This is a genomic window from Variovorax sp. P4_B10, assembly GCF_056402375.1.
Genome location: NZ_JBFUHN010000141.1, coordinates 1 through 9,232, shown reverse-complemented (window position 1 = coordinate 9,232; position 9,232 = coordinate 1). Strand labels below are relative to the sequence as shown.

At 67.0% G+C, this 9,232-nt stretch carries 7 protein-coding genes; 2 read left to right on the top strand and 5 right to left on the bottom strand.

All coding sequences use genetic code 11. The features are described 5' to 3' along the window. Together AC1DXX_RS32545 and AC1DXX_RS32540 are read right to left on the bottom strand one after the other, a co-directional pair. On the bottom strand, positions 1-1,493 hold a 1,493-nt coding region (locus tag AC1DXX_RS32545; RefSeq protein ID WP_478138331.1), incomplete at its 3' end, for a TRAP transporter large permease. 151 nt (positions 1,494-1,644) lie between these two features. After that, complete coding sequence (locus AC1DXX_RS32540; RefSeq protein ID WP_478138330.1) at positions 1,645-2,184, bottom strand: TRAP transporter small permease subunit; 540 nt, start codon at positions 2,182-2,184, stop codon at positions 1,645-1,647. Between the two features lie 136 nt (positions 2,185-2,320). Here AC1DXX_RS32540 and AC1DXX_RS32535 point away from each other — a divergent pair, with 136 nt between their 5' ends. Continuing rightward, positions 2,321-3,595, top strand: coding sequence for an SUMF1/EgtB/PvdO family nonheme iron enzyme (locus tag AC1DXX_RS32535; protein WP_478138329.1), 1,275 nt, complete (start codon positions 2,321-2,323; stop codon positions 3,593-3,595). A 3-nt stretch (positions 3,596-3,598) separates the two neighbouring features. On the opposite strand, the gene AC1DXX_RS32530 is transcribed toward AC1DXX_RS32535, so the two are convergent. The 3 genes from AC1DXX_RS32530 to aptA are packed head-to-tail and all read right to left on the bottom strand — an operon-like array spanning position 3,599 to position 7,990. Continuing rightward, positions 3,599-5,038 carry an MFS transporter gene (locus AC1DXX_RS32530; protein ID WP_478138328.1) on the bottom strand — a complete coding sequence of 480 codons (1,440 nt, stop codon included), beginning with the start codon at positions 5,036-5,038 and terminating at the stop codon, positions 3,599-3,601. Positions 5,039-5,094: 56 nt separating this feature from the next. Next, positions 5,095-6,612 carry a CoA-acylating methylmalonate-semialdehyde dehydrogenase gene (locus tag AC1DXX_RS32525; RefSeq protein WP_478138327.1) on the bottom strand — a complete coding sequence of 506 codons (1,518 nt, stop codon included), beginning with the start codon at positions 6,610-6,612 and terminating at the stop codon, positions 5,095-5,097. 22 nt (positions 6,613-6,634) lie between these two features. Continuing rightward, positions 6,635-7,990 carry an omega-aminotransferase AptA gene (aptA, locus tag AC1DXX_RS32520; RefSeq protein ID WP_478138326.1) on the bottom strand — a complete coding sequence of 452 codons (1,356 nt, stop codon included), beginning with the start codon at positions 7,988-7,990 and terminating at the stop codon, positions 6,635-6,637. 107 nt (positions 7,991-8,097) lie between these two features. Here aptA and AC1DXX_RS32515 point away from each other — a divergent pair, with 107 nt between their 5' ends. Continuing rightward, complete coding sequence (locus tag AC1DXX_RS32515) at positions 8,098-9,054, top strand: LysR family transcriptional regulator (protein ID WP_478138325.1); 957 nt, start codon at positions 8,098-8,100, stop codon at positions 9,052-9,054. The last annotated feature ends 178 nt before the right edge of the window (positions 9,055-9,232 follow it).

Sequence of the window (9,232 nt, the reverse complement as noted above, 5' to 3'; positions counted from 1 at the left end):
TCTTCCTTGGGTGCATCGCCAAAGGGGTTCTCGCCACTGCCGCTGTTGCTGCCTGCGCCGGAATTCGAATCCATGTCGTCAGCCGGCACCTCGATCTGCACCTTGTCGGTGTCGATCTTCTCTTCCTGGGGCAGGAACATCGTTACCGTCTGCGGCACGAAGATCACGATCGCGACCAGGATCAGCTGCATCAGCACCCAGGGGATCGCGCCCATGTAGATGTCGTTCGACAACACCGGCTTGGCGATCCGCTTCTCCTTGAACAGCGTGTCTGCAATGCCTCGCAGATAGAACAGCGCAAAGCCGAAGGGCGGATGCATGAAGCTGGTCTGCATGTTCACGCACAGCAGCACGCCGAACCACACCAGGTCGATGCCGAGCTTGGCCGCCACCGGGCCCAGCATCGGCAGGATGATGAAGGCGATCTCGAAGAAGTCGAGGAAGAAAGCCAGGAAGAAGATGAACAGGTTGACCACGATCAGGAAGCCGATCTGTCCGCCCGGCAGGCCCGTCAGCAGGTGCTCGACCCACTTGGCGCCGTCCACGCCCTGGAACACCAGCGAGAACACGCGCGCGCCGATCAGGATGAACACCACCATGGCGGTGAGCCGCATGGTGCCGACCATGGCTTCCCAGATCAGTGTCAGCGTCAGCCGCTTGTGGATCGCCGCCAGGATCAGCGCGCCGACCACGCCCATGGCACCTGCCTCGGTCGGCGTGGCGATCGCGGTGTCGATGCCCGGCAAGCCGCCCATCGAACCCAGCACCGCGAAGATCAGAATCGCCGATGGAATGATGCCCCGCAGGCATTTGGCCCACAGCTTGGCGCCGCTCAGCGTGCGGGCGGTCTTGGGAATGCCCGGAATGTGGTGCGGCTTGATGACGCCGAGCATGAAGGTGTAGCCCGCAAAGATCAGCACCTGGAGGATCGACGGGCCCCACGCGCCGCGGTACATGTCGCCGACCGAGCGGCCCAGCTGGTCGGCCATGACGATCAGCACCAGCGAAGGCGGCACCAGTTGCGTGATGGTGCCGGAGGCCGCCAGCACGCCGGTGGCATAGCGCATGTTGTAGCCGTAGCGGATCATCACCGGCAGCGAGATCAGCGCCATCGCGATCACCTGGCCCGCCACCGTGCCGGTGATGGCGCCGAGGATGAAGCCCACGATGATCACCGAGTAGCCGAGGCCGCCCTTGACCGTGCCGAACAGCTGGCCCATCGAGTCGAGCATGTCTTCGGCGAGCCCGCACTTTTCGAGGATGGCGCCCATGAAGGTGAAGAACGGGATCGCCAGCAACAGGTCGTTCGACAGGATGCCGAAGATGTTGATCGGCAAATTCTCCATGAACACCGCCGGGAACCAGCCCATCTGGATCGCGAAGAAGCCGGAGGCCATGCCCAGCGCGGCCAGCGAGAACGCCACCGGGAAGCCGATCAGCATGATCAGCACCAGCCCGCCGAACATGATCGGCGCAAAGTTTTCCATCTGCATAGTTATCTCGTTTCAGCTGTATTGGCTGTGCGCGGCGAGCGAAGCGAAGCACGTGGGGGAACACCGCAGAGCCGGCTTCGCCGGGCTGCGGGTGTTGTTTCTTCGAGGGGGTGTGCGGCTACACGCAGTGAGCCGAAAAGGGGGTGGACGTTCACTGCACCGGCTTTTCGTAGTGCGTGTCCATCTGGATCAGGCCCATCAGGTACGCGATGCGCTTGATCACTTCCGACACGCCCTGCAGGAACATCAGTGCAAAGCCCAGCGGCAGCAGCATCATGGCGGGCCAGCGGATCAGGCCACCCGAGTTGTTCGACATCTCGCCGGACAGCAGCATGCTGTAGAAGAGCGGCCAGCTGAGCCAGGCGATGATGCCCATCACCGGCAGCAGGAAACACAGCAGTCCGAACAGATCCACATAGACCGGCCCATGGCCCTTGAGCTTGCCGTAGAAGATGTCCACACGCACATGCTCATTGAGCTTGAGCACCACCGGCGCGCCCAGCATGACCGTGGCGGCAAACAGGTACCACTGGATCTCGAGCCAGGCGTTGGAGCTGTTGTTGAGGCCGAAGCGCACGAAGGCGTTGCCCGCGGAAATCAGCGCGGCGGCCATCACCGTGAACGCGGCAACCTTGCCGAGCTGCGTGCTGATCCAGTCCATCCAGAGCGAAAACTTGAGTAGTGCGGACAAGGGGAATCTCCCGACCAGATGACGAAAATGTGCGGCCCCACGGGCCATCGGCACAAAGCCCACGATGTTAACGCCGTCATGCGGCGCGGCCGCTGCCGTCGCGTCGGGGGATTTCCCTGAGCACCATAATGAGGCGATGGCTGTGCCCCTTTCCCTGCCGCAATCGATCGACTCGGCCGATATGCGCCGTGCAGGCCGCGAACTGCTGTCGCTGGCCCTGATCGACGCGCGCAACCACACGCTCCACCTGCTGTCGCTCTACGAGGAGGCGCTGGGCTCGTCCGCGCTCGCGGTGGCGCGTACGGACGACGAGGGGGTGGTGCCGCCGGTCTGGCTGGCCGGGCACATCGGCTGGTTTGCCGAATGGTGGATCGGGCGCAATACCCAGCGCGCCTTCGGTGCCGACTGCCCGGTGCGCCCGACCCGGCTGGCCGCCATCGATCCCAACGCCGACGATTGGTGGAACCCGGCCCAGGGATCGCCGGAGCAACCCTGGTCGCCCGGCCTGCCGGACATCGGCCAGACCAAGGCTTACCTGCTCGAAACGCTGGAGAGCACGCTCGAACTGCTCGAACACRCGGCCGAGACCGACCCGGGGCTGTATTTCTACCGTCTCGCGCTGTTCCATGAAGATCTGCGCGGCGAGCAGTTCATCGTGATGGCACAGACCCTGGGGCTGCCCCTGGGCATCGAGCAGTTGCCCATCGCCGTGACGCGCGAGCCGCTGGTGCTGCCCGCCACGCAGTGGGAGCTCGGCCTGCCCGACGGCTGCGGATTCGCCTTCGCGCAGGAGCGGGGTGCGCACCGTGTCGATGTGCCCGAGTTCGAGATCGACGCCCAGCCCGTGACCTGGAACCAATACATCGAATTCGTCGACGACGGCGGCTACGACCGCGAGGAACTGTGGCACCCCGAAGGCTGGCGCTGGCTGGCCGCGCAGGCCGAGGGGCGGCGCGGACCGCGCCATGTCGAGCAGATCGGTGTGGCGCGCAACGGCACCGGCGGCTCGGTGCTGCAGCAGCGCTTCGGCGCCACGGTGCGCGCGGCCGGGCACCACAGCGCGGTGCACCTGAGCTGGTGGGAGGCCGACGCCTGGGCGCGGTGGGCGGGGCGCCGCATCGCGACCGAGGTGGAGTGGGAGATTGCGGCCCACACGGCCGCGCGGCGCGGTTTTCGCTGGGCCGATGTGCATGAGTGGACGGCGGGCACGCTGCAGCCGTGGCCCGGTTTCCGGGCCGACCCGTGGAGCGCCGGCGGCGAGTTCGATCCCGTGGCCGCGTTCGGCCGGGCGCGCGTGCTGCGCGGCGCATCGTTCGCGACCCGTGCGCGTCTGCGCTCGCCGCATCGCCGCGGCTTCGCATTGCCCGGGCGCGACGACGGTTTCTTCGGTTTCAGAACCTGTGCGCTGTAGCCATCAGGGCTCGCCGCCGGCTTCGGACGACAGCGGCGGCGCCACTTCTTCCAGCGACTTGCGCTCCGCGTCGGCCGCGTAGCGCAAGGCCAGCAGCCCCGCGACGATGACCAGCGCGGCGCCGATGCCGTAGCCCACCATCACTGCGCCGCGGCTGCCCGTCTCGATCAGCAGGCCGAACACCACCGGCGCCGCGAAGCCGCCTGCACCCGTGCCGACCGCGTAGAAGATCGCGATGGCCATGGCCCGCATCTCGAGCGGGAACACTTCGCTCACCGTCAGGTAGGCCGAGCTCGCCGCCGCCGAGGCCAGGAAGAACACCGCCGACCAGCACAGCGCCTGGCTGCGCGCATCGAGCCAGCCCATCATGAAGGCCCAGCCCGTGAGCGCGAGGCCGACACCGGCGAGCACGTAGGTCAGCGCGATCATCTTGCGCCGGCCCACGCTGTCGAACAGCGGGCCCAGCAGCAGCGGCCCCAGCACGTTGCCGAGCGCAAACGGAAAGATGTAGAGCGCCACGCGGCCTTCGGGCACGCCGTAGAAGCGCGTCAGCACCAGCGCATAGGTGAAGAAGATCGCGTTGTAGAAGAAAGCCTGCGACACCATGAGCGCCGCGGCGACCACGCTGCGCGCCCGATAGCGCCGCAGCAGCACGCGCGCCACTTCGCGCATCGAGGGGCTGCTCTTTCGCGCAGCCGTGTAGGTGACGTAGCCTTGCGGCGTAGGCAGCGGACCGTGCCGCGCCTCGACCTCGGCCTCGATGGCCGCGACGATGCGCATGGCCTCGTCGGCGCGCCCATGTGCAATGAGCCAGCGTGGGCTCTCGGGCACATGGCGCCGCACCAGCAGGATGGCCACCGCCAGCACCGCGCCCAGCGCGAAGCCCGCGCGCCAGCCCCACACCGGGCCGATCACGCGCGGATCGAGCAGCACCAGGCTGAGCCCGGCGCCGAGCGCCGCACCGACCCAGAAGCTGCCGTTGATCGCGAGGTTCACGCGGCCGCGCATCCGCGCCGGAATGAGTTCGTCGATGGCCGAGTTGATGGCCGCGTATTCGCCGCCGATGCCCAGGCCCGTGACGAAGCGGCAGAGCGCGAAGAAGGCGAAGTCGGGCGAGAAGGCCGTGGCCAGCGTGCCGAGCGTGTAGACCACCAGCGTGATCAGGAACAGCTTCTTGCGCCCGAGCCGGTCTGTGAGCCGGCCGAAGAACAGCGCGCCGATCACTGCGCCCGCGATGTAGATCGAGCCCGACCATCCGATCTCGCCGGCGGTGAGCCCGAGCGTGTCGGGCCGTTCGAGCACCGCGCCGATGGAGCCCACCAGCGTGACTTCGAGACCGTCGAGGATCCAGGCCACGCCCAGCGCGATCACTACACGCCAGTGCCAGCGCGACCACGGCAGGCAGTCCAGGCGGGCGGGGATGTCGCTGCGCAGTACCGTCATGCCGGGGATTTTGGAAGGCGGCCGGCGTGCCGCCTGTAGGCCAAGGGCCTATCCGTCTATCGATTCGACGGGAATGCGAACACCGCGCCTTCGCGCACGCCGGCCGAGGGCCAGCGCTGCGTGATGGTCTTGCGCTTGGTATAGAAGCGCACGGCATCCGGGCCGTAAGCATGCAGGTCGCCGAACAGCGAGCGCTTCCAGCCGCCGAACGAGTGGTAGGCCACGGGCACGGGCAGCGGCACGTTGATGCCGACCATGCCGACCTGGATGTTGTCGCTGAACCAGCGCGCGGCCTCGCCGTCGCGCGTGAAGAGGCAGGTGCCGTTGCCGTACTCGTGGGCGTCGATCATCGCCATGGCTTCCTCGAGCGTCTTCACGCGCACCACACCGAGCACCGGACCGAAGATTTCTTCCTGGTAGATCGTCATGCCGGGCTTCACGCCGTCGAACAGGCAGGGGCCGAGGTAGTAGCCGCCGTCGTGGCCTTCGACCTTCACGCCGCGGCCATCGACCACGAGCTTGGCGCCGGCAGCCACGCCGGCATCGACGAAGGCCTTGACCTTCTCGAAGTGCGGCTTGGTGACCAGCGGACCCATGTCGTTGCCGTTGTCGTTGCCGGGGCCGACCTTCATCTTCGCGATCTCGGCCTTCAGGCCTGCGACCACGGCGTCGCCCGTGTCGTCACCGATGGCCACGACCAGCGGAATCGCCATGCAGCGCTCGCCGCAGGAGCCGTAGGCCGCGCCCATCAGCGCGCTCACGGCGTTGCCGATGTCGGCGTCGGGCATGACCACGGCGAAGTTCTTCGCGCCGCCCAAGGCCTGCACGCGCTTGCCGTGCGCGCAGCCGGTGGTGTAGATGTATTCGGCGATGGCCGTCGAGCCCACGAAGCTCACGGCCTTCACGCGTGGGTCGGTCAGGAGCGTGTCGACGGCTTCCTTGTCGCCGTTGACCACGTTCAGCACGCCCGGCGGCAGGCCGGCTTCGAGCGCGAGCTCGGCCACCAGCAGCGTGGAGGAGGGCGTGCGCTCCGACGGCTTCAACACGAAGGTGTTGCCGCAGGCCACGGCCATCGGCCACATCCACAGCGGCACCATCACCGGGAAGTTGAACGGCGTGATGCCGGCGGCGACACCCATCGCCTGAAACTCGCTCCACGAGTCGATGGCGGGGCCGACGTTCTTGCTGTGCTCGCCCTTGAGGAGCTCGGGCGCGTAGCTCGCGTATTCGACGTTCTCGATGCCGCGCTGCAGCTCGCCGTGCGCGTCCGACAGCACCTTGCCGTGCTCGGCCGTGATCAGCGCGGCGATGCGGTCGGCATTGGCTTCGAGCAGCGTCTTGAGCTTGCTCATCACGCGGGCGCGCTTGAGCGGCGGCGTGTTGCGCCAGGCCGGGAAGGCGGCCTGCGCGGAGGCGATGGCCTGCTCGACCGTGAGCTTGTCGGCGAGCGCGACGCTCTTGTCCGAGAAGCCGGTGGCCGGGTCGAACACCGGCTGCAGGCGGGTGCCGCCGCCGACGTGCTTGCCGTCGATGAAATGGCCGATGGTGGCGGTGACGTTCTTGTCGTGTTGCATGTCTTGAAGTCTCGAAAAAGGATCAGGCGGTTTCGGCGAGTGCATCGGCCAAGGCGTTGACGAGGCGGTCGATCTCGGCCTTCTCGGTGATGAAGGGAGGTGCGAGCTGGATCGTGTCGCCGCCGTAGCGCACGTAGAAGCCCTTCTTCCAGCAGTTCATCGCGATCTCGTAGGGGCGGCGTGCCGGCTCGCCCGGCAGTGCGGCGATCGTGATGCCGGCGGCGAGGCCGTAGTTGCGGATGTCGGCGACGTGCTTGCTGCCCTTGAGGCTGTGCACGGCGTTCTCGAAGTGCGGCGCCAGCGTTTGCACGCGGCCGATCATGTCTTCCTTCTGCAGCACGTCGAGCGCGGCGATGCCGGCGGCGCAGGCCACCGGGTGCGCGCCGTAGGTGTAGCCGTGCGGGAACTCGAGCATGTAGTCGGGGCCGCCGGCGGCCATGAAGGTGTCGTAGATCTCCTTGCTGGCGATCACCGCGCCCAGCGGCTGCGCGCCGTTGGTCACCTGCTTGGCGATGTTCATGATGTCGGGCGTCACGCCAAAGGCGTCCGCGCCGGTCAGTGCGCCGCAGCGGCCGAACCCGGTGATCACTTCGTCAAAAATCAGCAGGATGTTGTTGGCGGTGCAGATGTCGCGCAGGCGCTTCAGGTAGCCCTTGGGCGGAATCACCACGCCGGCCGAACCCGCGAAGGGCTCGACGATCACGGCCGCGATGTTCGAGGCGTCGTGCAGCGCGATCAGGTCGAGCAGGCGGTCGGCCAGCTCGGCGCCGTTCTCGGCCATGCCGCGCGTGAAGGCGTTGCTTGCGAGTTGCGTGTGCGGCAGATGGTCCGCTTCCACGCCCTGGCCGAACAGCTTGCGGTTGGCCGCGATGCCGCCCACCGAGATGCCGCCGTAATTGACGCCGTGGTAGCCCTTCTCGCGGCCGATCAGGCGCGTCTTGCTCGCCAGGCCCTTGGTGCGCCAGTAGGCGCGCGCCATCTTGAGCGAGGTGTCGGCGGCTTCGGAGCCCGAGCCGGTGAAGAACACGTAGTCGAGGCCGGCGGGCGTCAGTTCCTTGATCTTGTTGGCCAGCTCGAAGGAGAGCGGGTGGCCGAACTGGAAGGCGGGCGAGTAGTCGAGCTTGGCGATCTGGCGGCTCACCGCTTCGGTAATTTCGGGGCGGCCGTGGCCGAGGCCCGAGCACCACAGGCCCGAGAGGCCGTCGAAGATCTTGCGGCCGTCGTTGTCGGTGAAGTAGGCGCCCTTGGCCTCCACGATGATCCGCGGATCGGCCTTGAAGTTGCGGTTGCCGGTGTAGGGCATCCAGTGCGCATCGAGCCAGGCGGCGTCGGTACGCAGGGCGGGCGTCGGTTCGATGGCGGGCGTTGCGAGGGTCATGGCGCTTCCCGCACAGGGCGGGCTCCGAAGGGTGATGGGATGTGCCGATTGTTCGCAGACCCTTCAGTGTGGAGAATGGCGCAATATCAATGTTCACTTGACACTTCATGCAAGTAAAAGCGGAAACCCAAAACAGTGCCCTGGGCACCCGGAACCGCGCCGTATTGGGGCAGCTCAGCGACATGGACCTGCGCCTGCTCAAGGTGTTCAAGAGCGTGGTCGACTGCGGGGGCATGGCGGCGGCCGAGCTGGAACTGAACATCGGCACCTCTACCGTGAGCCGGCATGTGAAGGACCTGGAGACGCGGCTCGGCCTGGTGCTGTGCCGGCGCGGGCGGGCCGGGTTCGCGCTCACGGCCGAGGGGCAGCGCGTCTATGACGAGACGCTCAGGCTGCTGGCCTCGGTCGATGCCTTTCGCGGCAGCATCGACGACATCCACAACCGCATGGGCGGGCAGCTGGAGGTGGCGCTGTTCGACAAGACGGCGACCAACCCGAAGGCGCGCATCGGCGAGGCCATCGCGCGCTTCACCGAGATCGCGCCGGAGGTGAACCTGGCGGTGCACGTGGGTTCGATCAACGCGATCGAGCAGGGCGTGCTGGAGGGCAACTTCCAGATCGGCATCATTCCGGCGCACCGCAGTTCGAAGAGCCTGGTGTATGCCGATCTGTTCGACGAGACGATGCTGTTGTACTGCGGCAAGGGGCATCCGCTGTTTGACAGCCCCCACGCGAAGCTCACCTGGTCCAAGCTGGGCGAACACCATTTCGCGGGGTTGGGGTATCACTCGCCGAACATGGAGCTGAGCCACCGCGCGAGGTTGTCGCGCAAGGCGACGGGCTTCGACCAGGAGGCGATTGCGACGCTGATTCTTTCGGGGCGCTTCCTGGGTTTTCTGCCGGACCACTACGCGCAGGTGTTCGAGCAGCGCGGGCTGATGAAGGCCGTGCTGCCGGCGCGGTTCAACTATGCGTGCCGGTTCGTGAGCTTGCTGCGGCGGTCGCCGAAGCCGTCACGGGCTGTGCTGGCGTTTCAGGCGTGCCTGGAGAAGGCCCATGCCTGAAGCGGTGAAAGTTCGGGGCGCGATCACGCCGACGGTGTGCTCTGCTCCGCGAATGTCCCCCGGCGCGGCCTAGGGCCGCATGCCTCCTCCTTTATTTCGCTGCGCAGAGCACACCATCGGCGTGATCGCTCAGMGCACTGGTTGATCGGCCGCRAACCCACAGCGTGCCCTCGTGCGC